The 26,419-nt window shown below is 44.4% G+C and carries 27 protein-coding genes, 7 tRNA genes and 3 pseudogenes; 29 read left to right on the top strand and 8 right to left on the bottom strand.

Annotated elements, in window-relative coordinates:
* Positions 1-188 precede the first annotated feature (188 nt).
* From cshA to M1D90_RS19385, 3 genes are all read left to right on the top strand, one after another.
* On the top strand, positions 189-1,652 hold the full coding sequence (gene cshA, locus M1D90_RS19395; RefSeq protein WP_023857870.1) for a degradosome RNA helicase CshA: 1,464 nt from the start codon (positions 189-191) through the stop codon (positions 1,650-1,652).
* A 112-nt stretch (positions 1,653-1,764) separates the two neighbouring features.
* Positions 1,765-2,244, top strand: a complete 480-nt coding sequence (locus tag M1D90_RS19390) for a PH domain-containing protein (RefSeq protein ID WP_035337159.1) — start codon at positions 1,765-1,767, stop codon at positions 2,242-2,244.
* Entirely contained in the window at positions 2,234-3,718 is a 1,485-nt protein-coding gene (locus M1D90_RS19385; RefSeq protein WP_456282988.1) for a PH domain-containing protein, read from the top strand. Before M1D90_RS19390 ends, M1D90_RS19385 begins: the two co-directional genes overlap by 11 nt.
* On the opposite strand, the gene M1D90_RS19380 is transcribed toward M1D90_RS19385, so the two are convergent.
* Positions 3,715-4,314: a rhomboid family intramembrane serine protease gene (locus M1D90_RS19380; protein ID WP_039073239.1), complete on the bottom strand. Its 600-nt coding sequence runs from the start codon at positions 4,312-4,314 to the stop codon at positions 3,715-3,717. The genes M1D90_RS19385 and M1D90_RS19380 overlap by 4 nt on opposite strands.
* A 343-nt stretch (positions 4,315-4,657) precedes the next feature.
* On the opposite strand from M1D90_RS19380, the gene M1D90_RS19375 reads away from it, so the two are divergent.
* From M1D90_RS19375 to M1D90_RS19315, 13 genes are all read left to right on the top strand, one after another.
* Positions 4,658-5,617, top strand: a complete 960-nt coding sequence (locus M1D90_RS19375) for a LolA family protein (protein ID WP_164468292.1) — start codon at positions 4,658-4,660, stop codon at positions 5,615-5,617.
* 224 nt (positions 5,618-5,841) lie between these two features.
* On the top strand, positions 5,842-7,011 hold the full coding sequence (alr, locus tag M1D90_RS19370; protein ID WP_456282987.1) for an alanine racemase: 1,170 nt from the start codon (positions 5,842-5,844) through the stop codon (positions 7,009-7,011).
* 111 nt (positions 7,012-7,122) lie between these two features.
* Positions 7,123-7,404 carry a CopG family ribbon-helix-helix protein gene (locus M1D90_RS19365; protein ID WP_006638778.1) on the top strand — a complete coding sequence of 94 codons (282 nt, stop codon included), beginning with the start codon at positions 7,123-7,125 and terminating at the stop codon, positions 7,402-7,404.
* A gap of 4 nt (positions 7,405-7,408) precedes the next feature.
* Positions 7,409-7,759: a type II toxin-antitoxin system endoribonuclease NdoA gene (gene ndoA, locus M1D90_RS19360; protein ID WP_003179128.1), complete on the top strand. Its 351-nt coding sequence runs from the start codon at positions 7,409-7,411 to the stop codon at positions 7,757-7,759.
* A gap of 117 nt (positions 7,760-7,876) precedes the next feature.
* Positions 7,877-8,704 (top strand): RsbT co-antagonist protein RsbRA, encoded by an 828-nt coding sequence (locus M1D90_RS19355; protein ID WP_023857863.1) that lies wholly within the window; start codon positions 7,877-7,879, stop codon positions 8,702-8,704.
* Positions 8,705-8,707: 3 nt separating this feature from the next.
* The gene (locus M1D90_RS19350) at positions 8,708-9,073 is read left to right on the top strand and encodes an STAS domain-containing protein (protein WP_031305225.1); all 366 of its coding nucleotides are present in this window, start codon (positions 8,708-8,710) and stop codon (positions 9,071-9,073) included.
* Between the two features lie 2 nt (positions 9,074-9,075).
* Entirely contained in the window at positions 9,076-9,477 is a 402-nt protein-coding gene (locus tag M1D90_RS19345) for an anti-sigma regulatory factor (RefSeq protein ID WP_023857861.1), read from the top strand.
* A 10-nt stretch (positions 9,478-9,487) separates the two neighbouring features.
* Positions 9,488-10,495, top strand: a complete 1,008-nt coding sequence (locus tag M1D90_RS19340) for a PP2C family protein-serine/threonine phosphatase (RefSeq protein ID WP_020450261.1) — start codon at positions 9,488-9,490, stop codon at positions 10,493-10,495.
* A gap of 58 nt (positions 10,496-10,553) precedes the next feature.
* Positions 10,554-10,880, top strand: a complete 327-nt coding sequence (locus M1D90_RS19335) for an anti-sigma factor antagonist (RefSeq protein ID WP_020450262.1) — start codon at positions 10,554-10,556, stop codon at positions 10,878-10,880.
* A complete protein-coding gene (rsbW, locus tag M1D90_RS19330) occupies positions 10,880-11,362 on the top strand; it encodes an anti-sigma B factor RsbW (RefSeq protein ID WP_020450263.1) in 483 nt (160 codons plus the stop codon). The genes M1D90_RS19335 and rsbW overlap by 1 nt, the downstream gene beginning before the upstream one ends.
* Positions 11,328-12,119, top strand: coding sequence for an RNA polymerase sigma factor SigB (gene sigB / locus M1D90_RS19325; RefSeq protein ID WP_023857858.1), 792 nt, complete (start codon positions 11,328-11,330; stop codon positions 12,117-12,119). Before rsbW ends, sigB begins: the two co-directional genes overlap by 35 nt.
* Positions 12,116-12,715: a PP2C family serine/threonine-protein phosphatase gene (locus tag M1D90_RS19320; protein ID WP_020450265.1), complete on the top strand. Its 600-nt coding sequence runs from the start codon at positions 12,116-12,118 to the stop codon at positions 12,713-12,715. Before sigB ends, M1D90_RS19320 begins: the two co-directional genes overlap by 4 nt.
* Before the next feature lie 77 nt (positions 12,716-12,792).
* Entirely contained in the window at positions 12,793-14,955 is a 2,163-nt protein-coding gene (locus M1D90_RS19315) for a Tex family protein (RefSeq protein WP_456282986.1), read from the top strand.
* A gap of 41 nt (positions 14,956-14,996) precedes the next feature.
* Here the strand turns inward: M1D90_RS19315 and M1D90_RS19310 are convergent, their stop codons facing one another.
* Entirely contained in the window at positions 14,997-15,554 is a 558-nt protein-coding gene (locus M1D90_RS19310) for a TetR/AcrR family transcriptional regulator (RefSeq protein ID WP_020450267.1), read from the bottom strand.
* A 153-nt stretch (positions 15,555-15,707) separates the two neighbouring features.
* Here M1D90_RS19310 and M1D90_RS19305 point away from each other — a divergent pair, with 153 nt between their 5' ends.
* The gene (locus M1D90_RS19305; RefSeq protein ID WP_023857855.1) at positions 15,708-16,331 is read left to right on the top strand and encodes a GNAT family N-acetyltransferase; all 624 of its coding nucleotides are present in this window, start codon (positions 15,708-15,710) and stop codon (positions 16,329-16,331) included.
* A gap of 140 nt (positions 16,332-16,471) precedes the next feature.
* On the top strand, positions 16,472-19,591 hold the full coding sequence (locus M1D90_RS19300; RefSeq protein WP_025810061.1) for an MMPL family transporter: 3,120 nt from the start codon (positions 16,472-16,474) through the stop codon (positions 19,589-19,591).
* A 166-nt stretch (positions 19,592-19,757) separates the two neighbouring features.
* Here M1D90_RS19300 and cmpA read toward each other — a convergent pair whose 3' ends face one another.
* Entirely contained in the window at positions 19,758-19,868 is a 111-nt protein-coding gene (cmpA, locus tag M1D90_RS19295; protein ID WP_023857852.1) for a cortex morphogenetic protein CmpA, read from the bottom strand.
* Between the two features lie 111 nt (positions 19,869-19,979).
* Between cmpA and M1D90_RS19290 the strand changes: the two genes are divergently transcribed.
* The 9 genes and pseudogenes from M1D90_RS19290 to M1D90_RS19250 all read left to right on the top strand — a co-directional run.
* Positions 19,980-20,441, top strand: a complete 462-nt coding sequence (locus M1D90_RS19290; RefSeq protein WP_023857851.1) for a SprT family protein — start codon at positions 19,980-19,982, stop codon at positions 20,439-20,441.
* A gap of 116 nt (positions 20,442-20,557) precedes the next feature.
* A tRNA-Asn gene (locus M1D90_RS19285) sits at positions 20,558-20,632 on the top strand.
* Between the two features lie 2 nt (positions 20,633-20,634).
* Positions 20,635-20,725 (top strand) — tRNA-Ser (locus tag M1D90_RS19280).
* A gap of 28 nt (positions 20,726-20,753) precedes the next feature.
* Positions 20,754-20,825, top strand: a tRNA-Glu gene (locus tag M1D90_RS19275).
* A 12-nt stretch (positions 20,826-20,837) separates the two neighbouring features.
* Positions 20,838-20,912: transfer RNA gene (locus M1D90_RS19270), tRNA-Gln, on the top strand.
* Positions 20,913-20,920: 8 nt separating this feature from the next.
* A tRNA-Lys gene (locus tag M1D90_RS19265) sits at positions 20,921-20,996 on the top strand.
* 12 nt (positions 20,997-21,008) lie between these two features.
* Positions 21,009-21,091: transfer RNA gene (locus M1D90_RS19260), tRNA-Leu, on the top strand.
* Between the two features lie 20 nt (positions 21,092-21,111).
* A tRNA-Leu gene (locus tag M1D90_RS19255) sits at positions 21,112-21,194 on the top strand.
* 229 nt (positions 21,195-21,423) lie between these two features.
* Positions 21,424-21,507, top strand: a pseudogene (locus tag M1D90_RS19250) (pentapeptide repeat-containing protein); the annotation flags it as partial.
* A 71-nt stretch (positions 21,508-21,578) separates the two neighbouring features.
* Here the strand turns inward: M1D90_RS19250 and M1D90_RS19245 are convergent.
* The 3 genes and pseudogenes from M1D90_RS19245 to M1D90_RS19235 all read right to left on the bottom strand — a co-directional run.
* A complete protein-coding gene (locus tag M1D90_RS19245) occupies positions 21,579-22,463 on the bottom strand; it encodes a DMT family transporter (protein ID WP_128823342.1) in 885 nt (294 codons plus the stop codon).
* 570 nt (positions 22,464-23,033) lie between these two features.
* Positions 23,034-23,408, bottom strand: coding sequence for a site-specific integrase (locus M1D90_RS19240; protein ID WP_369523847.1), 375 nt, complete (start codon positions 23,406-23,408; stop codon positions 23,034-23,036).
* Positions 23,409-23,612: 204 nt separating this feature from the next.
* Positions 23,613-23,741: pseudogene (locus tag M1D90_RS19235) on the bottom strand (tyrosine-type recombinase/integrase); the annotation flags it as partial.
* A gap of 341 nt (positions 23,742-24,082) precedes the next feature.
* Here M1D90_RS19235 and M1D90_RS19230 point away from each other — a divergent pair.
* A complete protein-coding gene (locus tag M1D90_RS19230) occupies positions 24,083-24,703 on the top strand; it encodes a hypothetical protein (RefSeq protein WP_128823337.1) in 621 nt (206 codons plus the stop codon).
* 15 nt (positions 24,704-24,718) lie between these two features.
* Positions 24,719-24,991: a DUF3986 family protein gene (locus tag M1D90_RS19225; protein WP_023857848.1), complete on the top strand. Its 273-nt coding sequence runs from the start codon at positions 24,719-24,721 to the stop codon at positions 24,989-24,991.
* Positions 24,992-25,093: 102 nt separating this feature from the next.
* Here M1D90_RS19225 and M1D90_RS19220 read toward each other — a convergent pair whose 3' ends face one another.
* Positions 25,094-25,249 (bottom strand): hypothetical protein, encoded by a 156-nt coding sequence (locus M1D90_RS19220; RefSeq protein WP_023857847.1) that lies wholly within the window; start codon positions 25,247-25,249, stop codon positions 25,094-25,096.
* Positions 25,250-25,716: 467 nt separating this feature from the next.
* A pseudogene (locus tag M1D90_RS19215) lies at positions 25,717-26,232 on the bottom strand (ATP-dependent DNA ligase); the annotation flags it as partial.
* Positions 26,233-26,419: the final 187 nt, after the last annotated feature.

The raw sequence follows: 26,419 nt of genomic DNA, 5'->3' as shown, positions 1-26,419 counted from the left end.
GGCTGCCGAACCGGCGAGAGAGCACACTGCTCATTTTCATCTTGTTGAAAAACGTATAACGGAATGGTAATATAACATGTAAAGTAATTCGGGCTTTGCATAAGTATGGACCTGTCCTTTGCACAAAGGGCAGTTTTTATTGATAAAACACGATTACTGAAACAGTAAGCAGAAGGAGTTTGAATACATTGACAATAACGTTTCAAGATTTTCAATTAAGTTCTGATCTCACAAAAGCGATCAAGCGTATGGGATTTGAAGAGGCAACACCGATTCAGGCACAAACGATTCCGCTCGGCCTTGCAAATAAAGATGTGATCGGACAAGCGCAAACGGGAACAGGAAAAACGGCTGCATTTGGCATCCCCCTTGTTGAGAAAATCAACCCCGAGTCTCCTAACATTCAAGCCATTGTTATCGCACCTACTCGTGAATTAGCCATTCAAGTTTCTGAAGAGCTATATAAAATTGGACAGGATAAACGCGCTCGCGTGCTGCCGATTTACGGTGGACAGGATATCGGACGCCAGATTCGCGCGCTTAAGAAAAATCCTCATATTATCGTTGGAACACCTGGCCGTTTGCTTGACCATATCAACCGCCGCACAATGCGTCTTCAAACAGTGAACACCGTTGTGCTTGATGAAGCGGATGAAATGCTGAACATGGGATTCATCGAAGATATCGAATCCATCCTTTCCAATGTGCCCGCTGAGCATCAAACATTGCTGTTTTCTGCAACAATGCCTGCTCCGATTAAACGGATTGCAGAACGTTTCATGACCAACCCGGAGCACGTGAAAGTGAAAGCGAAGGAAATGACAGTATCAAACATTCAGCAGTTCTACCTTGAAGTACATGAACGCAAAAAGTTTGATACGCTGACACGTCTTCTTGACATCCAGTCTCCTGAACTGGCGATTGTATTCGGCCGGACAAAGCGCCGCGTCGATGAACTAACAGAAGCGCTTAATCTGCGCGGTTATACAGCTGAAGGAATCCACGGCGATTTGACTCAGGCGAAGCGAATGGTGGCACTCCGGAAATTTAAGCAAGGCGCAATTGAAGTGCTCGTTGCGACAGACGTTGCGGCGCGTGGCCTTGATATTTCAGGGGTAACGCACGTCTACAACTTCGATGTGCCGCAAGATCCTGAAAGCTATGTTCACCGCATCGGAAGAACGGGACGCGCAGGCAAAACAGGAATGGCGATGACCTTCATTACACCGCGCGAAAAAGACATGCTCCGCGCCATCGAGCAGACGACAAAACGCAAAATGGACCGCATGAAAGCACCGACTCTAGATGAGGCGATTGAAGGACAGCAGCAGGTGACGGTTGACCGCCTCCGGACGATCATCGAGGAAAATAACCTGAACTTCTATATGACGGCTGCAGCGGAATTATTGGAAGACCATGATTCTGTGACAGTTGTTGCGGCTGCCATTAAAATGATGACCAAAGAGCCGGACAACACGCCTGTCCGTTTGACGGAAGAGGCTCCGCTCAGAACGAAGCGAAATAAAAGTCACCACCCCCGTTCATCAAAACGCAGAGACGGCGGCGGCTACAGAGGAAAGAACAATCGTTCATCTTATGATAAAAAGCGTTCTTCGAATGACAGACGCCAAAAAAAATCATATAATTCATAATCAAAAGGCGGATCCTTTTTTACGGATTCGCCTTTTTTTAAAAACGAAAGTCTTTATCCGAAACATTTTCAGCCTAAGACCGTAAATAGAACTAGATTGGGGGAATCGAGTTTTGAGAAGCGAGCCGAAAAATCAAATAAGCCGCGATGGCGTAAAAGTCTGGAGAATTACAGCTTGTATCACATCATTCGTTTTAATGCTGGCTGCAGCAGGCCTTGTTGCCGCAGGGTTGATATTTAAATGGCCGGTATGGATCGGCATTTTGTCAGCAGCCGTTTGGCTGGTGATTTCATTTGTCATCATTATTATTATTCCGAATATCCGCCACAGAATATGGCGCTACGAAGTCCATGAGAACGAAATCGATATTCAGCACGGCATCTTTGTGGTGACCCGCGTGATCGTTCCGATGGTCAGAGTCCAGCATGTTGATACATCGCAGGGCCCCATCCTCAGAAAATATAATCTCGCCTCCGTGCAAATTTCAACAGCCGCGACGACCCATTCCATTCCCGCTCTGGATGTTGAAGAGGCGGATCAGCTCAGGGACTCCATTTCCAGGCTGGCAAGGGTGACTGAAGATGATGTCTGAACCGAGACGCATGCACCCCGCCGCCGTCATTCTCAACTTTATTAAAGGCCTTGTTGAGACCGTTAAAAACTTTATCATTCCATTTGGCGTAGTGCTTTTTTTAAATCAGTCGCACACAGTCAAAATGCTGGCGATCGCCGCGGCCGTGCTGTTTTTCATTGCTTTGGTCGTGACGAGCATCATTAAGTGGAGCAAATTTACATACCGTATCGAAGAGGATGAATTGCGAATAGAGGAAGGCCTGATTAATAAGAAAAAAAGGTATATTCCGATCGAACGGATTCAAACGATCAACACGAGCGCTGGCCTCATTCAGCAAATATTCAAGCTGGTGAAGCTTCAAGTCGAAACGGCAAGCGGAGGAACGGAAGCGGAAGTTTCCTTGGTCGCCATTACCCAGGCAGAAGCCGAACGTATTCAGCAAGCGCTTTTCGAAAGGAAAAAAGCGGCGGAAAGCACTGAAGCCGCTGTCACGGATCCCCAGGAAGAGACTGCTGCAGAGGCGGAGGAAACAGCGGAAGAACCGCAAATGATGTACAAAATGACCGGGCAGGAGCTTTTAACTGCAGCGTCAACATCAAGCGGGATCGGCGTCATTATTTCAGGGGTATTCGCTTTTTTCACTCAAGTCGACGACTTCTTTGATTTGGACTGGCTGTATGACCGTTTTGCTTTTTTGAATAGCGCTGGAGCGACTGTCATCGCCTTAGCTGCTTTTGTTGCCCTTTTCATTGCATGGCTTCTCAGCATTGTCGGGATGCTTTTGAAATACGCGAATTTTACAGTCGTGCGTAAAGAGAAAGAAATCGTCATTTCCAGAGGGCTGATTGAAAAGCATCAAATCACGATTCCGCTGCAGCGGATTCAAGCGATTAAAATCAAGGAGAGTCTGATCAGGCAGCCTTTTGGACTTGCAGCCGTCACGATCGTCAGCGCAGGCGGAAACGTTTTGGAAGAAGATAAATCTGCCGTCCTATTTCCGATTATCAGCAAAAAAATGATCAAACAGCATCTCGGAGAACTCATTCCGGATTATGCGCCGGAAGACGATTTGAACCGCTTGCCGAAACGCGCACTGCGCCGTTATATCCTGCGCGCATCCTGGCCGGTTCTCGCCGTCGTTCCGCTTTCTATTCTGTTTCCGCCGTGGGGCTATTTGTCCGCTGTATTGATTCCTTTTTACTGGATCATCGGCTACTTATCATACCGCGATGCCGGCTGGAAGATCAGCGGCAGCAAAATCATCATGTCATCGCGCTTCATCGGCAGAACAACCGCTGTCATTCAGCGCAGGCGCATGCAGGTGTTCGAAGTCAGCCGCTCGTATTTCCAGCGCAGAAGACAGCTTGTTTCGATCCATACATCAACAAAATCATCTGCTTTAATGGAGAAGTTTTCGGTGGCTGATGTCGAGGAGAAAGATTCGGACGATATTTTTGTATGGTATTCTTATGAAAAAAGAGTGAACGGTTAAAAGCCGTTCACTCTTTTATTTAACAACGGAGGAGCCAGAGCGAGTCCGCCCAGCAGTCCGAAGATGTGCGCCATGATATTGATATTTTGGTTGACAAACGTCATCAAAACCGAAATGGCGAGGATGGTGACGATGATTTGGGAATTGGCGCTTCCCAACAGCTCTTTTCTAAACAGCACGATGTACAGGTACACACCGAACAATCCGAATATCGCTCCTGAAGCACCGACATGCATATACTCCAGCGGTTCGATGAAATACGTGCCGATATTGCCGATCACTCCTGTCCCAATATAAACGATGAGAAACTTGAGTTTCCCGAGCATTCGTTCCAGCCCGGGGGCAAATAAAAAGATCGACATCGAATTAAAGAGCAGATGGCCGAACCCGGCGTGAATAAAGATCGGTGTCACAAACCTCCACCATTCTCCATTCGCTATCCCCCAGTTAAATCCAATCAATAAATCAGACCACATCTGTACGGCCGTCAACGGAAGTAAAAAAAGAATCCAGATGGCAAGCTGCAGGGCCAGTATGGCGGATGTGACCGGGTAGAGCCTGATAAACGTCTGAAAATTTTCTGTTCTGATAAACATGCTTATGATTTAAGCCCCTTTACAATGATCTCGTACATATATAGTAACACGTTTATGAACAGGCAGCGGCGATTAGTACGGAGGAGAAAAATGATTTTGAAAGGTTGTCATGCTAGTCTGCATATTGTCTGAGACACGCTCATATATTGGGTAGTGCAATAAGGGAGACGAGTCGTTGCAGGCTTTTATGGTACGCACGCCGATACAGCCGGCCCTGTTCTTATGGCGTACCGTTAAAGTCGAACAAGCGGTTTCTTCCTTTTTACATCAATGATTAAAAAGGGGTTGAAAAAAGGTGAGAAAAAGCTTTGTTTTGCTTTTAACGGGGCTGCTTGTAATCCTTATGCTTTCTGCCTGCGGCCAAAAATCGCAAGAAGATGTTGTGACGGGGCTCGACAAGAAGGCAAAAGAATACACGTCCTATAAGGCAAAAGCGAAAATGACGATTGAAACGGGAAATGAACCGCAGGAGTACAATGTGGAAATCTGGCATAAAAAACCTTCTCTTTACCGGGTCTATTTGGAAAACCCGAAAAAAGACCAGAGCCAGGTGATCTTGCGCAATGAAAACGGCGTGTTTGTTTTGACTCCGTCGCTGAATAAAAGCTTCCGCTTCCACAGCGACTGGCCTAATAACAGCAGCCAAGTATACTTATTCGAATCGCTCGTAAAAGATGTCAAAAATGATGGGGAAGCTTCTTTTTCCGCAAAGGATTCAAAATACATTTTTGAAACGAAGACGAATTATCAGCATAATCAGATGCTGCCGACCCAGGAAATCGTTTTCCATAAAAAAAACATGGCTCCTTCATCGGTTAAGGTGATGGACACGGACCGCAAACCGATGGTAAAGGTTGAGTTTACAAGCTTTGAATTCGATAAGCCGCTCGATAAAGACGCATTTGATGAAAAGAAAAATATGACGCTGTCTCAAATTGACGTAGCGACAAGCGCGGACGTGTCAGACTCTTTCGCCGTCAAAACGCCGCTCGATGTGCCTCAGGGCGTGAAAAAGCTTGAGGAGAAAGAAATGGCGACTGAAGACGGCAAACGAATCGTCATCACATACGGCGGTGAAAAGTCCTTTACATTGATTCAGGAAAAAGCCCGCGTCGCCAAAACATCTACTTCTGTGTCCATGAACGGAGAGCCGGTTGACCTCGGCTTCACGGTCGGCGCACTGACGGATAAATCGTTGTCATGGACTTATGACGGAGTCGACTATTTCATCTCATCAGAAGACCTTTCTCAAGATGAACTTCTGATGGTTGCCAAAAGCATGCAAGGCCAGTCTTCAAAATAGACTGTGCCTATCCAGCAGCCTGTTTTCCGCCCGGAAGCGGAAAGCAGGCTGTTTTTATATTTCCGGCGCAAGCGTATGTTTTCGACAGTTTTTCCGTAAAATGTATAGCGTGCCAGCAATTTTTCTCTTGTTCTGGGCAGTTGTTCCCGTACAAAATTTCCCTTTCTCCGAACTTTTTAGTATGATGGGAAGGACGATTGAAACAAGGAACAGGAAGTGTCATGATGAGCTTAAAACCATTCTATAGAAAGACATGGGCCGAAATCGATTTAACGGCTTTAAAAGAAAACGTGCGCAATATGAAGCGGCACATCGGCGAGCATGTCCACTTGATGGCCGTCGTTAAAGCGAATGCCTACGGACACGGGGATGCACAGGTAGCGAAGGCGGCTCTTGCAGAAGGGGCGTCCATTCTTGCTGTGGCTTTACTGGATGAAGCGCTTTCGCTGAGAGCGCAGGGGATTGAAGAACCGATTCTTGTCCTCGGCGCAGTGCCGCCCGAATATGCCGGCATTGCCGCGGAAAAGCGCATTACCGTGACGGGCTACTCAGCCGGCTGGCTGAAAGACGTGCTCGGTTTTCTCGGTGAGACCGAAGCTCCTCTTGAATATCATTTGAAGATCGACACGGGCATGGGCCGCCTTGGCTGCAAAACGGAAGAAGAGATCAAAGAAATAATGGAGATGACCGAATCGAGCGATAAACTCAATTGTACGGGCGTGTTCACTCATTTCGCGACGGCGGACGAAAAGGATACCGATTATTTCGACATGCAGCTTGACCGCTTTAAAGAACTGATCAGCCCTCTCCCGCTTGACCGTTTAATGGTGCATTCGTCAAACAGCGCCGCGGGTCTGCGCTTCAGGGAACAGCTCTTTAATGCCGTCCGCTTCGGCATCGGCATGTACGGTTTGGCGCCGTCAACCGAAATAAAAGACGAGCTGCCGTTTCGTCTGCGGGAAGTGTTTTCGCTTCATACCGAACTCACCCATGTGAAAAAAATTAAAAAAGGCGAGAGCGTCAGCTACGGGGCGACATATACGGCCAAACTTGACGAATGGATCGGGACAGTTCCCGTCGGGTATGCTGATGGATGGCTGAGGCGCCTGGCCGGGACGGAAGTGCTGATCGACGGAAAACGCCAAAAAATAGCAGGGAGAATCTGCATGGACCAGTTCATGATTTCCCTCGCCGAAGAATACCCTGTCGGCACAAAGGTTACCTTGATCGGGAAGCAAAAAGACGAATGGATTTCAGTCGACGAAATCGCCCAACATTTGCAGACGATCAATTATGAAATTACCTGTATGATAAGTTCAAGGGTGCCCCGTATGTTTTTGGAAAATGGGAGTATAATGGAAATAAGGAATCCGATCTTGCCTGATCAATCCTGAAAATTGATGAATTAGCGGAAAAACAACTTTGCTTGCGAAAAGAATAATGATATCATTATGGATGGAATGGATAGAGTGTTGTATCCGTAAGTTTGGTGGAGGTGTATGTTTTTGTCTGAATCCAGCGCAACAACTGAAATATTGATTCGCTTGCCAGAAGCTTTAGTATCAGAACTGGATGGTGTCGTCATGCAAGATAACGGGAGCAGAAATGAACTGATTTACCAAGCCACAAAAATGTATTTGCGCGAGCGCAAAAATCGACAAATTCGGGAATCGATGAGACGCGGTTATATGGAGATGGCCAAGATTAATTTGAACATCTCTTCTGAGGCTCAATTTGCAGAGTATGAGGCTGAAAACACAGTAGAGCGCTTAGTAAGCGGAGGATAATCATTTGATTGTTAAACGCGGCGATGTTTATTTTGCTGACCTATCTCCTGTTGTTGGCTCAGAACAAGGCGGGGTGCGCCCGGTTTTAGTGATTCAAAACAACATCGGCAATCGCTTCAGCCCAACTGCTATTGTTGCAGCCATAACAGCCCAAATACAGAAAGCAAAATTACCTACCCACGTCGAAATTGATGCGAAACGCTACGGTTTTGAAAGAGATTCCGTTATATTGCTCGAACAAATTCGGACGATTGACAAGCAAAGATTAACGGACAAAATCACCCATCTCGATGATGAAATGATGGAAAAGGTCAACGAAGCCTTACAAATCAGTTTGGCACTCATTGATTTTTAATATTAATGAAAGTTGCTCGAGGCGAAAGAGCAACTTTTTTTGTGTTCAAAAATAACAAACGATATAATGGAACTGTTAGTCCAAAAAATGTTATCAGATGTAGTTAGGGGGATGAACATGTCGAATCAAGCAGTGTTAAAATTTATCTCGGAGAACCAAAATGTACTCGCCGTGAATTTGGCGGATATTCTGAAAGACCTAAACAGCAACATGACAAACGTGAAGCTGACTGAACACATGTATGAGACGATCAGCAATGAATACATTCATATCCTTATGAATGAGTCCGGGGACGGGAATGAAAAATCGATCGACACCATCTACCAGTTTTCTTCAAAAGCCGTACAGCTCGGCGTTCCGCTGAAGCTTCTGTCGTCGGGATTATCAGCTTTTTGGAAGCACCTGTACTATGAAATGAACAAGGACGTCCCGGAAGATCAGCAATGCTATGATCTGATATGGGAAATCGATAAATTTATCGAACCGATCAACAGCGAAATCTTGAATCAGTATGCGATCTCCTGGGAGAAAACCGTCGCTCTTCAAAAGGTCGCATTACAGGAGCTCTCGGCGCCGCTGATCCCGGTTTTTGAAAATATTACGGTGATGCCTCTCGTCGGCACGATCGACACGGAGCGGGCCAAAAAGATTATGGAAAACCTGTTGAGCGGCGTCGTCAAACACCGGTCCGAAGTCGTCCTCATTGACATTACGGGCGTGCCTGTCGTCGATACGATGGTCGCACACCACATCATGCAGGCTTCCGAAGCTGTCAGACTGGTCGGCGCAAAATGCCTGCTCGTTGGAATCCGCCCGGAAATCGCGCAGACGATTGTGAATTTGGGAATCGATTTAACTCAGGTTATTACAAAAAATACCCTGCAAAAAGGAATTCAAACCGCATTAGAAATGACAGACAGAAAAATTGTTTCATTGGAGGAATAAGTTTTGAGGATACCTAACATTCCAATTTTGAAGCTATATAACTGTTTATTGGTATCCATTCAAGTGGAGCTCGATGACCAAACCGCTCTGAAATTTCAAGAGGACCTGCTGAACAAAATATATGAAACCGGTTCGAACGGAGTGGTGATCGATCTGACTTCGGTGGACATCATCGATTCATTCATCGCCAAAGTACTTGGCGATGTTATTACAATGTCAAAACTGATGGGCGCCAAAGTCGTTCTGACTGGCATCCAGCCGGCTGTTGCGGTGACATTGATTGAACTCGGCATTTCTTTGGACGAGATCGAGACGGCGCTCGATCTCGAAAAGGGGCTCGAGACATTGCAGCGGGAATTGGGGGAATAAATATGGCAGACCAATCCTGTGTAAAGATTTTGACAGAATGGGACATAGTGGCCGCCAGACAGCTCGGGCGAAATGTCGCCAAAGAACTGGGGTTCGGCACAGTGGACCAGGCCAGAATCACAACAGCCATCTCAGAGCTGGCGCGTAATATTTATTTGTATGCCGGAAAAGGCCGAATCTGCATCGAACAGGTTCAGGAAGAAGGTAAAAAGGGGTTGAAAGTCATAGCGGAGGATGAGGGGCCGGGAATCGCTGACATCAAAAAAGTGATGGAAGACGGTTTTTCAACCTCAGGCGGCCTCGGAGCGGGCCTGCCGGGGGTAAAGCGTCTGATGGACCAATTTGAATTGCATTCGGACGCGGAAAATGGAACGGATATACAAGCCATAAAGTGGCTGCGGTAGGAGGGAAGGAATGGATTTCAGGGAAGTGATTGAGCAGCGCTATCGACAGCTGCTTAGCCGTTATATATCTGAATTAACAGAGACATCCCTTTATCAGGGGCAGAAATTCAGCAGAAAAACGATTGAACATCAAGTGCCGCCGGAAGAGATTATCAGCATACACCGAAAAGTTCTGTCTGAATTATATCCGGATCTTCCGGACCATGTGTTCCATTCTCTCGATTTTTTAATTGAAGTGATGATTGGATACGGTTTGGCCTATCAAGAACATCAGACATTAAGAGGAATTCAGCAGGAAATTAAATCGGAAATCGAAATTGCCGCAAATGTCCAGCAAACGCTGCTCGAGACGAAGATCCCGAAAGTTGAAGCGCTTGAAATCGGAGCGGTCAGCGTTCCGGCTAAGCAAATGAGCGGTGATTATTATCATTTTGTACGGGACAAGGAATCGATTAACATCGCCATTGCAGATGTGATCGGGAAAGGAATACCGGCCGCGTTATGCATGTCGATGATCAAATATGCGATGGACTCTCTTCCGGATTCGGGCACATCTCCTTCACAGGTGCTGAAAAACCTGAACAGGGTCGTCGAACAAAATGTGGACCCTAGCATGTTTATTACAATGTTTTATGGCAATTATCATCTCCAAAAACACCTATTTACGTTTTCATCTGCCGGTCATGAACCTGGCTTTTATTATTCTTGCAGGGAAAATAAATTTTACGATTTAAACGCAAAAGGCCTCGTTCTTGGCATTTCATCACAATACGACTATGAGCAGTACGAGCAAAAACTGGATATTGGCGATATGATCGTTCTTTTTTCAGATGGTGTAACCGAATGCCGGACAGACAGCGGATTTTTGGAGCGGTCTGACTTGCAGAACCTAATCACTGTACATATGGAGAAACCGGCTCAGCAAATGGTTGACTGTATATACGAACATCTGCTCAAGCTTCAGGATTTTCAGCTTCATGACGATTTTACTCTCATTGTTTTCAAAAGAAAGGTTTAAAGTTTCTCTTCGCTGGGTAATAAACCAGTAGCTCATTAAGAGAACCAGAGGTGATATTGTGAATTTGGCAGTTGATACGAAAAAAAATGATCATGTGATAGAAGTAAAAGTGGCGGGCGAAATTGATGTGCATACGGCCCCGGCATTGCGGGATGAGCTGATGCCGCTCGCGGAAGAAGGAAAAGATCTCAAAGTTTCTCTGAAAGACGTTTCATATATGGACAGTACAGGGCTGGGTGTATTTGTCGGCATTTACAAAGCGGTAAACAGAACTGGGGGTTCTTTAGTGCTTGAAAATCTGTCAGAGCGTTTGATCCGTTTGTTTGATATTACAGGCTTAAAGGACATCATTGATATTTCTGGAAAGTCAGAGGGTGGATTATAATGAAGAGAGCAGCTGATTACATTGAAATGAAGTCACCTGCCAAACCTGAATACGTAGGAATCATTCGTTTAACCCTGTCGGGGATTGCAAGCAAGATGGGGTATTCTTATGATGACATCGAAGATTTGAAAATTGCGGTCAGCGAAGCGTGCACAAACGCTGTGCAGCATGCTTATAAAGCAGACAAAACTGGAGAGGTCTCCGTCAGATTCGGCGTGTTTGAAGACCGCCTCGAAATCATCGTCGCAGATCAGGGAGACAGTTTTGACATTCACGATAAACAGAAAGGGCTGGGGCCATATTCCCCTGAACATACGGTAGATCAATTGTCAGAAGGAGGGCTCGGTTTATATTTAATGGAGACGCTCATGGATGAAGTGCGTGTCCAGATTGACTCAGGCGTAACCGTCTCGATGACAAAGTTCTTAAACAGGGAGCGAGTTGATGATGGCACAACCGTCCAAAACTACGAAACTAACTAAAACCGAAGTCGACACGCTGATCAAAAAATATCAGGATAGCCAGGATGAAGACGCTCAGCTGACCCTTGTTCAGACATATAAAAATCTGGTGGAAACACTCGCCAAAAAATACTCAAAAGGAAAAAGCTTTCATGAAGATTTATGCCAGGTTGGGATGCTCGGATTGCTTGGAGCCATCAAACGCTATGATCCCGATGTGGGAAAATCGTTTGAAGCGTTTGCGATTCCGACCATTATCGGAGAAATCAAACGGTTTCTCCGTGATAAAACCTGGAGCGTCCACGTTCCGAGAAGGATCAAGGAGCTCGGGCCGAGAATTAAAATGGCGGTGGATCATTTAACGAATGAAACGCAAAGGTCCCCAAAAGTCGATGAGATTGCCGAGTTTCTTGACGTCACAGAAGAAGAAGTGCTGGAAACAATGGAGATGGGCAAAAGCTATCAGGCGCTTTCCGTCGACCACAGCATTGAAGCGGATGCAGACGGCAGCACGGTGACGATCCTCGACATCGTCGGCTCGCAGGAGGAAGGCTATGAAAAGGTGAACCAAAAGCTGATGCTTGAAAGCGTATTGCACGTACTGTCCGACCGCGAAAAGCAAATCATTGAGCTGACTTACATTCAAAACAAAAGCCAAAAAGAAACCGGTGACATGCTGGGCATATCGCAAATGCACGTCTCACGTCTGCAGCGCAAAGCTGTCAAAAAGCTGCGGGAAGCGTTGGCTGAAGATCCGTTTATGGAGCTTAAACCATGATTTGGACTGAGTCGAATGAACATATGCAAGCGCTTGTTTATCAGCTTCCTAAAGAAGGAAAAGCCGTCTGCGGAGACAGTTTTTATTTCCATGCGACTGACGAAACTATGGTGTGCGCGCTGGCCGACGGGCTTGGCAGCGGTGCGATGGCACAAGAATCCTCCGCGGTTATCAGCGAAGTTGTCGAAGAGCACGGTCATGAAGAAGTCGCAAGCTTGATGGAACGGTGCAATCAAGAGCTGAAACATAAGCGCGGCGCAACTGTGGCGATTTTAAAAGCCGATTTTCGAACAAGAACGATTGCTTACAGCTCTGTAGGCAATATCCGCTTTATCTTGTACGCTCCTTCGGACAAATATATCCACCCTCTCCCTGTGACGGGATACATGTCGGGAAAGCCGCAAACATACAAAACATTCACCTACACGTATGAAAAAGGGTCAAGATTCATCATGTATTCAGACGGATTGGAAGTACCCGCTCTCCGGTCTTATTTAAAACAGCACCACACACCTGGAGATATATCGAATCAGCTTGAATCATACACACTAATAGGAAAAGACGATCTCACCTATATCATCGGACAGCTTTTTTAAAGAAGCTGCCCTTTGATATAGGTGTTTTTCTGTTTGTTTTGGTACACTAAGAAGACAACATTCTTTTGGAGGCTACAATGGATACTTTAGCGTTAATCGTCAAACAAATCGCAAAAGAAACAGAGCTTGCGTCAAAGCATGTCGAGAGTGTCATTCAATTGTTAGAGGACGGAAACACCGTTCCCTTTATCGCGAGATACCGCAAAGAACAAACGGGCTCCATGGATGAAGTCCAAATTCAAACAATCTCCGAACGCTGGGGATACATCCAGCATTTAAATCAGCGGAAAGACGAAGTCATCCGGCTGATCGACGAACAGGGTAAGCTGACCGGACAGCTGAAGCTCGATATCGAAAAAACGGACAAGCTCCAGGAAGTTGAAGACTTATACAGACCATTTAAACAAAAACGAAAAACGAAGGCGACGATCGCCAAAAGCAAAGGCCTTGAACCTTTGGCTGATTTCATCATCGCGCTCCCGCGCAACGAAGACGTAATAGCCGAAGCACGCAAGTACATAAATGAAGAAAAGGAAGTCATGAGCGCCGAAGAAGCGCTTGAAGGAGCAAAAAACATACTGGCTGAACGGATCTCAGACGAACCGGAATACAGAAAGTGGATCCGGCAGGAGACTTTTAAAAGAGGAACGCTGAAATCCGCGGTGAAAGACGCCGAAGCCGATGAGAAGAAAATCTATGAAATGTATTATGAATATGAAGAGCCGATTCAAAAAATCGTTCCTCATCGCGTGCTTGCGGTTAACCGCGGCGAAAAAGAGGAGATTTTGAGAGTGTCGGTCGAGCCGCCGGCAGACCGCATTCAAGCTTACTTGGAAAAACGAATTTTACAACACAAGCAAACAAGTGCTCAAGATGTGCTGAAAAGCGCAATCGAAGACGGCTATAAGCGCCTCATTCAGCCGTCCATCGAAAGAGAAATCAGAAAAGAATTGACGGAAAAGGCGGAAGATCAAGCGATTCACATTTTTGCCGAGAATCTGCGCAAGCTGCTGCTGCAGCCGCCGATGAAAGGAAAGCTCGTTCTCGGCGTCGATCCGGCATTCCGCACAGGCTGCAAGCTTGCAGTTGTCGATGAGACGGGAAAGATGCTCAAGATCGATGTCATATATCCGCACCCTCCCGTCAATAAAAAAAGCGCGGCCATTGAAAAAGTGAAACGCATCATCGAAGATTTTCAAATTGAGGTCATCGCCATCGGGAACGGAACGGCATCAAGAGAGACGGAACAATTTATCGCCGATCTTTTGAAGGACATCGACAGAAAGGTGTACTATCTGATCGTCAATGAAGCGGGAGCCAGCGTCTACTCGGCATCAGAGCTTGCGAGGGAAGAATTCCCGGATCTGCAGGTTGAAGAACGGAGCGCCGTGTCGATCGCACGCAGACTCCAGGACCCGCTCGCCGAACTTGTCAAAATCGATCCCAAGTCGGTCGGTGTCGGCCAGTACCAGCACGATGTCAGCCAGAAAAAACTAAACGACTCGCTCGGCTTCGTGGTAGAAACCGTCGTCAACCAAGTCGGCGTCAACGTGAATACGGCGTCAGCCGCGCTCTTGCAATATGTAGCCGGACTATCGAAAACAGTCGCGGCCAACATCGTCAAAAAGCGGGATGAAATCGGAAAATTCACGAGCCGGAAAGAGCTGAAAGACATTCCGCGCCTGGGCGCGAAAACGTATGAGCAATGCATCGGCTTTTTAAGGGTGCCTGACGGCGGTGAACCGCTCGACCGCACAGGCATCCACCCTGAGAGCTATAAGGAGACGAGAGAGCTTCTGAAAAAGCTCGGCCTATCAACAGCCGACATCGGTACAAGAGAGCTTCAGGACAAAATCAACGAACTGAATATTTCCGAAGCAGCAGAACAGCTTGGAATCGGGGAAATCACTCTGAAAGACATTTGCGCCCAGCTGACAAGGCCTGAGCGCGATCCGAGGGATGAAGTCCCTAAACCGCTCTTAAAAACCGATGTACTTCAATTGGAGGACTTAAAAGAAGGGATGGAACTGCAGGGGACAGTGCGGAACGTCGTTGACTTCGGGGCATTTGTCGACATCGGCGTGAAACAGGACGGGCTCGTCCACATTTCCAAGCTCAGCCATTCCTTCGTCAAGCATCCGCTTGACGTGGTATCGGTCGGGGACATTGTTACCGTATGGGTGGAAGATGTCGATGCTGCAAAAGGAAGGGTATCCTTATCAATGGTGAGGGATCGATAGTCCAGCTTGCCGGAGCTTTGTTTCTCCGGCGGGCTGATCTTTTACACTCCGATTTTTAACAGAATGCGGTGGATGACGCCAGCCACATGAGCCGGCGTCTGAACCATCCCTTCATTTATCCATTCCTCCAAAACGCCGACCACTCCTGAGACGACAAATGATATTTCCATTTCATCGCATGTAACCTCGTTTTCCGATTGCTCTATCATGCTCAATTCTTCAAAAATTTTCCTCTGGAAAAAGTCTTTAAATTTATTGATGGTCAAAATGTTTCCTTTCGGTTTCGTCAATAAAGTGAAAATCGCAGCGTTTTGATAAATATATTCGGTCGTTTTTTCGATGAAGGTGAGCAAATTGTGCGGATCTTCGCTCGGAAAATAATCATCGTAAAATCTCCCCAGCTGATCAAACAATTCATTTTCTATTTGTTCATACAAGTCAAAAATATCTTTATAATGAAGATAAAAGGTTCCGCGTCCTAAATCCGCGCGCCTCGATAAATCAGAAACGGTGATTTTATTGATTTCTTTCTCATGGAGCAGTTTTAAAAAAGCCTCTTTTATCGCTCTTTTCGTCTTGATTGATCTTCTGTCCTCCATCGTTTTGCCCTCCGTTTATAGACAAATTTTCATGTGTTGTTCATTATTGAACAGCTCAATCACGATTGCCGATTGAACATTGCTTTTGCTTCAAATTATAATGAACATGTGTTTATTAATCAATAGCTGTTCATATTTTCGAGGAGGTTTTCAATGATTCAATATCGTCTGGCTTCAGCTGATCACTTGGACGAGGTGGCACAACTGTTTCATGAGTCTTTTGACAACTATCCGTTTATGGATTTGCTTGTAAGACCCGAAAAGAAAAACCCCGAATTCTTTTATGAACTGCATAAAGTCATCACTCAGGCATATATAAATAGGCGGGGGTGCTTTATCGGTGTTGTGAATGGTGAGATCGTCACCGCGGCCCTCTTAAAACATCGGGATGATCCAGACGTTGGAGTGATGGATTATATATCAGCTGGAGGAATAAAGTTGTTTATAAAAGGGGGCCTTTCCGCGGTATGGAATATGGTGAATGTGGCGGAAGAGGCGAAAAGATCGTACAAGGGCATCAAACAGCAGAAATGGTATTTGGAGGCGTTGGGGGTCTCCTGCTTCCATCAGGGCAAAAGTTTCGGCAGCAAGATGATCAATGACTGCCTGGTCCCTTTCATCCGAAGAAACGGAGGCGGGATCCTCGCTTTAATCACCAACACGAATTTAAATCGATCGTTTTACAAAAAGAACGGATTCGATGAATTTAGTGCATTTCCCCTTAAGCGATTCGGCCGTGAAATAGGAAATTGGAGTTTCAAAAGAACAATTTACTAATGTATTAGAAAGCCGATATAAAAAGTACGACGGCTTTCATGTTGATCAGCAAAACACGAATGTTTTGTCTGACGGCAGCAACCAGCCGTCTTTTTTTAATGAAAAACCCGCACAGCTCATAGAGGAGGAATAAAACGTCAATGAGAACGATTATAAAGGCGAGATGGATCATTGCGGCGCTCTGGATTGCAATGGCCGCCGTCTTATTCATCACGGCGCCTGATATGGGGCAATTAACAAAGGAGAAGGGCCAGATAGCGGTCCCTGAAGGCTATCCGTCTTCTTACGCGAACAAGCTTCTCGAACAAATGTCAAAAGACGGGGATACGGACAAATCGGTTGTCGTCGTATTTCAGGACAAACAGCTCCTGCCGAACCGGGAGGCGGCTTTAAAAAAAGCGATCACCATTTTAGAAAAGGATTCCTCCCTTCACGTCTCAGATATTACATCATACTTTGATGCGGAGGAGGATATTCAAAAGCAGCTGTTGTCAAAGGATCGAACGACGCTGCTTGTACCTGTCACATTTGATGCGAACAAAATCAGTGCGGCCGATTTTAAAGCAAAGGTAAATGAAAAGCTCAAACCTTTAAAGCTTGACTACGAGATGACCGGACAGCCGCTCATTGATGATGATGTTATAACAAGTTCACAGGAAGGCCTGAAGAAGACCGAATATATCACGGTCGGTTTTATTTTAATCGTATTGATTCTCGTCTTCCGTTCTGCGGTTGCGCCTTTTGTCCCGCTTTTGGCGGTCGCGCTTTCCTACCTTGTGAGCCAGTCCGTCGTCGCCTATCTTGTCGAATACGCTGATTTTCCGCTGTCCACGTTTACGCAAATTTTCATGGTGGCGATCATGTTCGGAATCGGGACAGATTACTGCATTCTTCTTTTAAGCCGTTTTAAGGAAGAGCTTGCCCACGGGAAAGACAAGATTGAAGCTATCCTGACAACGTATAAAACGGCGGGAAAAACCGTTCTGTTCAGCGGATTCGCCGTTTTGATCGGTTTTACTTGCATCGGCTTCGCCGAATTCCAGCTTTACAAATCTGCGGTCGCAGTAGCGGTTGGTGTCGCAGTCTTGATTTTGGCGCTTTTGACGATCGTGCCGTTTTTCATGGCTGTTTTGGGAAAAGTGCTGTTTTGGCCCGTCAGAGGGAATATCGGGCATCCGCAGTCAAAACTATGGGAAACCGCCGGGCGTTTCGCATTCAGTAAGCCGCTGATCAGTCTGTTGATCGTAGCGGCCGTGGCCGTTCCGCCGATCTTAATGTATAAAGGAACGCTTTCCTACAACAGCCTTGATGAAATCGGAGATCAATACGAATCCGTCAGTGCATTCAACACCATCTCCGACAAGTTCGGGCCTGGGGAATCTTTACCGGTCACGGTCGTCCTCAAAACATCGGATGCGCTCGATACCAATGACGGGCTGATCGCAATTGAAAAAATCAGCCGCGCCATTGAACAGACAAATGGCGTCAGCAAAGTTCGCAGTGCGACCCGTCCGGTCGGAAAAGGACTGAGCGACCTGTATGTCAAAACACAGGCAAACGAACTGAATAAAGGGCTTGAGAGCGGCAATAAAGGTCTGAAAAAGATCAAAGACGGGCTTGCCGAGGCGAGCAAGTCGATCGCGGATCAGAAGCCGCAAATCGAAGCGTCCGGAAAAGGAATCAATCAGCTGATCAAAGGAACCGAATCGATTAAAGCCGGCATCAGCGACGTTGAAGCCAATATGAGAAAGCTGAAGGACGGTACAGACCAAAGCAAAGAAGGCGTCGCCCGGGCGAAAAAAGAAATTCAAGCTGCGAAAAAACAGCTGACGGCGCAGGTCGATCAATTAAATGGACAAATCGAAAACTACAAAGAAATATCGAAAGTCTTGAAAGTAGCATTGTCACAAGCAGAAAGTGCCCAAGGCATAACGGCTGACGTGCAAAAGATGATCGAGCAGACAAATCAAAATTTCAAAAATCTTGAAAGCGAAATTCCCGAAGTGAAGGAGAATCCTTCTTATTTAGCGATCAAAGGCTCTTACACAGAGCTTGCATCGGCAATCAAGCAGGGATCACAGAAAGCGGCCGTTTACACGAAGCAGGCGGCAAACGCGAAAAAGCAGCTTGAAGCAGCAGATGCATTTATCGCAAAAGCGCAGGAAGAGCAAAAAGTGTACACAAGCAAAATCGATGCTCTGATCAACGGCCTCGGCCAAATCGAAAAAGGACTTGAAGAGACATCGAAGGGGCAGGGACAGCTCGCCGATTCGCTGCCTAAGCTCGAATCAGGAGCGGGCGATGTCGCTGAAGGCCAAAAGCAGATGAAGGAAAAAGTCGGAGAATTCGCCGGCCAGCTCGATCAATTAACAAAAGGTTTGAATTCAAGCGTGGACGGCCTCGAAAAAATTTCAAGCGGTCTGATGGGGGCAGGCGACTACCTGGATCAGCTGAAAAACGCATCGGATCAAGAAATGTCCGGCTGGTTTGTCCCTAAAGAAGTCCTGAAAAACAAGCAGTTTCAGCAGGTGTTTAATTCCTATATGTCAGACGACCGCCATATCACGACGATCGATGTGATATTGGAAGGCAATCCGTACGGAAACGGAGCAATTGCTAATGTTAAAGATATTGAAGCGTCCGTAAAACGGGCTCTTCCCGATACGCATTTGAACGATGCATCATTTGGCGTCGGCGGCGTTTCCAGCATCAATGCCGATCTGAAGCAGCTGTCAGACCAGGATTTCAGCAACACGGTGATCTATATGATGATCGGAATTTTCCTGATCCTCGTCCTGCTGTTCCGTTCTATTGTCATGCCGGTGTATTTGGTCGGATCGTTGATCTTGACGTACTTTGCGTCCATCGGTATAACCGAGTTTATTTTCACGGCGTTTTTCGGCTATCCCGGCCTCAACTGGGCGGTGCCTTTCTTTGGATTCGTGATTTTAATGGCGCTTGGTGTGGACTATTCGATCTTCCTGATGGAACGCTTTAACGAATATCGGGGAACGGATATTAAAACGGCGATGATGGAATCGATGAAAAATATGGGGTCCGTTATTATTTCAGCTGCTGTCATTTTGGCGGGAACCTTCGCGGCAATGCTGCCGTCCGGCGTTTTATCGCTTCTGCAAATCGCCACCCTAATATTGACGGGTCTCTTGCTGTATGCATTCGTCATGCTGCCGCTGTTCGTCCCTGTGATGGTTCGGATCTTCGGCTCAGCCAACTGGTTTCCGTTCAAAAGAAAAGAATAAACGGCTCGTCCATCCGCAGAAGAATCATTCGCCCATGCTCCCCGAAATCGGGCGGTCAGCTCCATTTGGGGAGTAACGGGCGCCATTGTGTGAGATGATAAAAGGACCGGTGAAGATGATGAGGAAACAGAAGAAATTCCGTTCGGGCTCCGATGAACACTGTCTATCAGCAGTGTTTTTTTCTGTAAAAATACCAGCACTGATTCAGCAATTTAATCTGGTAATGATCTTTTTCATAAAAAGCTCTCTGCATCTGGCTTTTGAGCCAATTCGGCATTGCTCATCCCTCCTCAGGCTCTTATCATAAGAGTATGGGTGTTGTGTATTAGTTTATGCCGCCCGGAATTTGTCCTGTTCAATGTTTTTAAAAATGAGGTGGACCGAAGCAATGGACGAACAACAACTGCAGCAGCTGACAGAACAGCTTTCGCTCACATATTTTAAAAAACCGTTCCGGCACCGCGCTTACTTCAACAGCCGCCTGAAAACGACCGGAGGCAGGTATTTGCTGAATTCCCACAATATTGAACTGAATAAAAAATACCTGACAGAGCACGGGCAAAATGAGCTTGAAGGCATCATCAAGCATGAATTGTGCCATTACCACCTCCATCTTGAAGGAAAAGGCTACAAGCACCGCGACAAAGATTTTAGAACGCTATTAAAGGAAGTCGGTGCGCCGCGATTCTGCACGCCGCTCGCAGGAGAGAAAAAGCCGCAAAGAAAAGTGCGCACATACAAGTGCGAAGCATGCGGACAAACGTTTCTCCGAAAGCGGAAAATGGATACAAGCCGTTACGTTTGCGGCAAGTGCGGAGGGAAAATAAAAGAAATCATAAAAAAGGGTTGACTGATCAGGCTTGTCTATGATAAATTATAAAAGCCGTCGCAAGACGAGCCACAAAGACAAATTGTTCTTCTTGACACATTTTGTCGACATATTTATAATAAAATGAGTCTGATCATTCCACAGTAGCTCAGTGGTAGAGCTATCGGCTGTTAACCGATCGGTCGCAGGTTCGAATCCTGCCTGTGGAGCCAATGGAGAAGTACTCAAGTGGCTGAAGAGGCGCCCCTGCTAAGGGTGTAGGTCGCGTAAGCGGCGCGAGGGTTCAAATCCCTCCTTCTCCGCCATTAGGAAAATATGATGCTGACTTCATATGGCCCGTTGGTCAAGTGGTTAAGACACCGCCCTTTCACGGCGGTAACACGGGTTCGAATCCCGTACGGGTCATTTCTCATATGTTGGGCTATAGCCAAGCGGTAAGGCAACGGACTTTGACTCCGTCATGCGTTGGTTCGAATCCAGCTAGCCCAGCCATTATATTTGAGCCATTAGCTCAGTTGGTAGAGCATCTGACTTTTAATCAGAGGGTCGAAGGTTCGAGTCCTTCATGGCTCACCATTGTTTTTTCACGCGGGTGTGGCGGAATTGGCAGACGCGCTAGACTTAGGATCTAGTGTCTTTACGGCGTGGGGGTTCGAGTCCCTTCACCCGCACTTTAAAAACAACATATCATGCGGTCGTGGCGGAATGGCAGACGCGCTAGGTTGAGGGCCTAGTGGGGGCAACCCCGTGGAGGTTCAAGTCCTCTCGGCCGCATCATAGGAATACCAAGGGTTTAAGCGCCCTTGGTGTTTTTTGTTTCTTTTCATTTAATTTTTTTTACTCCGCATTTACTCCAGTTACTTAAAGTAAGTCATCTAATTTGTGGGCTTTTTGGAGATGCCCTCGGAGGTTGAAAGTTGTGAAGCGATTGTGTCTGAACAACATAAAAAGCCCTCCACTCGACGGCTTTAGTTCTTCTACTTGTGAAAACCCAATCGTTACTCTGGAGAATTTAAAAGGGTGTAAGGTGTCAACATATCAGGCTATCCAATTTGCCAGTTTATTAGGATTAAACATCAAAGAATAATTCTTTCGGAGGGGGAAGAAACTAAGTTAAAAGAAAAGCAAACTATATAAAATAGTCTGCTTTTCTTTTTGTTATGAATTAACTTCTTTTTCTTTCTCTTTAATAACTAATAAAACACCACTAAGAATTAAAAACGAACCTATCCAAAATGTCCCGCCTATTTTTTCTCCCAGCAGAAGCCATCCAAGTAAGGTTCCAACTAGAGGCTGAAAAAAGAAAAAGAGACCTCCACTTGAAGCATTTAATAATTGTAATCCACGGTTCCACAATAAAAAAGCACAAGCTGTTGAAACAATTCCTAAGTACAAAAGACCACCTAGAGTTTTAGGGTCAAGCAGTTGTGACGTGAAAATTGCGCTAGGTTTTACAAAAGGAGTTAGTGCCACAATGGCTACAAAAGTTGAATACGTTGTAACAAGTAAAGACGAATAGCTGTTAGGGACACGTTTGATAAGCACTGACATTAGTGCCCATGTAAGTGCTGCAACAAGCAGAGAAATACCACCAATCTGATTAGAGGTATCAATATGACCGTTTCCAACAATAAATAATACGCCTATAGTCGCTAAAATAATTGAGGTTCCTTTTTTTATATTCAATGGTTCTTTAAGTAATAGACGAGCAAAAATAACCATGAACGCTGGTGTGGAAGACGTAATAATTGCCCCCATTTGTGCTGACGATAACATCGTTCCATATTCTTGCGTAACAATTGAAATTGTGTTGCCAACTATTCCAATGACAACAATTAATAAAATGTCACGTTTATGAATTTTCCAAGATTGTCTCTTTATTAAACCAACGATAAATAGTGTAAGGATGGCGATTACGTACCTAATCCAAACCAATTCAATAGGCGGAATTACTGCGACAACAACCTTAACTACAACATACATGCCACCCCAGATACTAGCGGCTAAAGCTAAATATATAGAACCTAACAGGGTATTTTTCATTTTTTTGTTCCCTCCGTATTAAAATTAGGTCAATAAATGCCCTAACGGAGAGAAGTAGTCACTTTACTCCATTAAGGGCGGAGAAGTGCTACTGGAACATCATTTTCAAATAGTGGAGCTAAAAACATATTTTTTCACCTCAACTTTATTATTGCCCTTATTATACAATGTCTGTTATTAAGCGGCAAACACTTCTATTTATATTAGTGAGTGTTGTTTGAGGTAAGCTGCGGGATTTTCTTGAAGTATGCTTTCTTAAACGAGTATAAAATTCCATACGTGACACAGATGACATGTTTGTTTTAGTCTAAAAATCAGTGCCCATTTTGTGACCAAAAAGAACATAAAATGATGAAAATGAGTGTAATGAGTATCTATAAATGCTTGATATGGCGGGCTTTTGTAACTGATGATAAGCTTCCACTTTATTGAGGGCCTAGTGGGTGAATAACCCGTGGAGGTTCAAGTCCTCTCGGCCGCATCATAGGAATACCAAGGGTTTAAGCGCCCTTGGTATTTTTTATATTCATCTAGTTTTTTGTCTCCTGTGCCCACACCGTGCCCACTTACTTAAAATAAGTCGTCTAACTTGTCCGTCATTTCTTTCTGTTTATTGGGATATAGGTGTCCGTATACATCTATTGTTGTTTTTACAGAATATTTAATTTTACGACTGAAAATGTCCTTTGATGATGGAGTGTCTTTATATTGAAAAATATAGGACTCATCTGAATGAAGAATATTGAGTTTTTTAAATAAATCCTCTTGTTTCTCTCTCCAATAGTCTAGGAGAGAGAAAAGTTTTCTATTAATGCTTATGCGTCGAATAGAATTTTTTGTTTTGGGTAACGTCACTATAAACTCTTTGTTTAAATATGTTGCAGATTTGCGAACATCTATTTCCATTAATATTCGGTCTATGTCTTTCCATTGGAGGGCTGACATTTCACCGCACCTCATTTCGGTGAAAAAGGCTAGTGCATAAAATGTTTTAAAAATGACTTGATCGTCAGGAATTAAGTTGATGAATTTTTTTAATTCCTCCGGTCTCCAAAATTTCATCTTTTTTCGATCAAGAGGGAGTTTTTTGATTTTGCTGCATGGATTGTTTTGAATAAATTTTTCATTTTGGGCTGTCTCGAATATTTTATTTAAAGTGGATATGATATTATTTACGGATTTATTGCTCAGTTTCTTATCGAGTAAGTGATTTCTAAAATCGATGATATGGGTGTGCGAGATCTTTTGTAGATCAGCATTTTTGAAATATTCTCGAATGTGTTTATTTATTGTGTATTGCTGAATTTAGTAATAATTTGGCTTGCTGTCGACCTTGCAGTTTTTTAAATGCTGATAAAACTCTCTGTTCCTAAAGCTGTAGCATTATAATGAAATTTTGAAAATCCAAAACAAAGATTATGTTGCATTTATTGATGCTGAGGAAGGAACATGTCACTTTAAAGACAGGATTTTTTTTGATTCAATAAAACCTATTTATCTTGAGCAGAATGGAAACACCATCCACGCAATACTTGATTACTTAAAGTAAAATTAGCTGTTGATTTTCATACCATATATTGATATATTTGGAATGAAAATAATTAACTAGGAGATCAAATATGGCGAAAAAGTTTATTAAAACTATTGTCTCACTTTTGGTCTTTGTGTTGGTTATGGGTGTTCTAAGTCCATTATCTCAAGCAATTGAAGAGGGGAAAGAGGATGAAAGCATTGATTTCAACTCAACTCTCAATACATTGAATGAGATTTTTCCAAAAAACATTGATGGAATATCATCAATTTCAACAATCAATAAAAAGGACATTCAAAATTTGGATAATGAAGAGTTTGAAAAAGAGTTTGATTTTTTAATAGAAGACCCAGTATTTCAGCAGTTAGAACAGGTGCTTGCCGAACAAGAGGTTAAGGACGCTGAAATAAAGCCGATGTGGGTGCCAATTGTTGCTACAGCTTTAAGGGTCTTAATTAGCAAAGTTGGCAGGTCTGGAATGAAAAAAGGTTGGGCAATCGCGAGACCATATGTTGAAAAAGCTTTAAAGGCGCCGAGTAAATACAAGATTGATGGCCCCGGTGGTGGTGGCAGAATTATTCAAGTTCGTTTAAAATCTACCGGAAAACCAATTTTCAGATTAGATTATTATCCAGTTAAGACGGGAGGCCCCTATAAACTTCATTACCATGTGCCGCCTAACATGAAAAAACATCATATCATTTTCTAAAGGGAGGGTTTCCTAATGAATTATGATGAAACGCAACATCTACATATTAGTTACGATAAAAATGGATTAGATCTTGAAGCAGTAGGATTAAAGAGACTAGATGTTGATGTTTGGGACGTGTATTTTAACTTTCAGGATCATGCAATGGATGAGCCGTCTTTGAAGTTTTCAAAAATCGATCCATTCGGTTGTAAGATATTCTCGATAACAAGTAAAGATTTAAGTGAAGATGAAGCTACTCAATACTTCGAACTTTGGATTAAACATGAGTTAAATAAAGCTCTCTAATTTAAGCTCCCTTGCTACGAGGGAGCTTTATTGTACGCTAAGAAAGAATAAGCACAGCATAGCAATATATATGTATCTTGAGCAGAAGGGAAGAGGTAGCGGTTATTCTTTATTCAATGCCTCAACAAAACGCCACCCGTACAATTCTTTTCTCATTTCAAGGTCATCAGTACCATCACCACCTTGGCTTAAAAGAATCAATTCAGCAGAAAACCACTCTTCAAGAACCTCTTCAAATATTTCACAATAGTTTTTCAAGGGCTTTTCACCTATTCTTTGGTGTATTAATTCTTGTTCATGAAAAAAAAAGGGGGGATTTATTCTATGCAGGATGCGCTCTATTTGCTTGATGAAGCAGAACAGGCCATGATAAAGCTTTAACTTCTGAAGATTTGCAACATACCTTAGCCTTTAAAATTAAAAAATCTTTAGCTGCTTTAAACATGGATAGACCTTGTTAAATAAAGAGGGAATAGAGAACCACTTTGGTAAGTTAGTACTCCATTTTTACTCCATAATTAATAAAAAACAATCAAATTTTGTGTAATCAACGATGTAATGAAAATAAGCCTTCATAAGCAGTGATAAGCTTCCACTTTATTGAGGGCCTAGTGGGTGAATAACCCGTGGAGGTTCAAGTCCTCTCGGCCGCATCATAGGAATACCAAGAGTTTTGACATCCTTGGTATTTTTTGTTTTGTTGTTGTATTTTTACTTTAATGAAAAATAGGCTCAATAAATACATATTCATCAGATTCAGACTTTACTTGTTTCATAGAGTGGAACTTACTTCGTTCTGCATGTGGCATGAATTCCATAAACCCAGCTGCAGTTCTATCGGGATGGGGTAGAAAATTTTATATCCGTTTTGGTGTGCCGGTAATAACGACTTCGGTGTAATGATAATTGATCACTTTCAGCCAATAATGAGAACGTGTATTAATTTCATCAGGCGAGTCAGCTTTCTTGAGCACGATTCCCTCTGAAATTTTTTCTTTGACCAAGGCAAAGTAAGCTAGTCCGTTTCCTTGAATTCCTTCGATAGGATGATTCAGTTCAAGTGAATTCAGAACTGTCTTACGCCACAGTGAGCGGCTTGTTGGCGATTGACCGACTGTCTTTGTAGAAACATCGAAAACACAGTAAACAATCTGATGAGCTGACTTTTTGGACATGAAACGTTCCATTACAGCTTCAAAGTCAGGAGCACCACCTGGGGCAGCTACAATGACTTCACAATCTCTCATGTATATCTCCTTTATACGAAATGGTATAAATGGTTATTAATTACAAATATTACTCCGTCAGATTTAGAATCAAGAATTGTGATTCTGCGAAAAGAGGATAAGGCTATAGTTTTACAAGAACACTTATAATGTGATTTTTTAGGTCTTTGTAATTAAATTACATTTATTTATGATATTCACT

This window comes from Bacillus sp. JZ34 (assembly GCF_053903205.1).
The sequence above is the reverse complement of the archived record's forward strand: the minus strand, read 5'-3'. Positions and strand labels throughout refer to the sequence as shown.